Consider the following 316-nt stretch of genomic DNA (forward strand, 5'->3'; position numbering starts at 1 on the left):
AAGTCAGCCGAAGCCGTAGTAAGTGGCGGTTAACCGCGCCACCAAGGGCCGAACAGGTTATGCCGCCAGTAGGCGTCGCCGTCTCGTTGGTAACCGTAATGCAGAAATTTCCCACAGCGGAAACTGTCATCCCGAGCTCCGGCCAGAAGCCGAGGGTGACGCCTGACAGTGCAAAGGTATCGACGGCGTCCGTGACGTGGACGAACGCGGAGCCGGACACGCTGATGGAGCGGGTGCTTGCACCGGCCAACCTCAGACGTGCGTATCAACGCGTGGTCAGCAACAAGGGAGCACCGGGTGCCGATGGCATGACGGT

Annotated in this window: 1 pseudogene; it reads left to right on the forward strand. The window is 61.7% G+C overall.

What is annotated here, in order from left to right:
* Positions 1–59: 59 nt before the first annotated feature.
* Positions 60–316, forward strand: a pseudogene (locus CYD26_RS25685) (group II intron reverse transcriptase/maturase); the annotation flags it as partial.

This window comes from Pseudomonas sp. FFUP_PS_473 (assembly GCF_002858665.1).
GTDB classification, from domain to species: Bacteria; Pseudomonadota; Gammaproteobacteria; order Pseudomonadales; family Pseudomonadaceae; genus Aquipseudomonas; species Aquipseudomonas defluvii.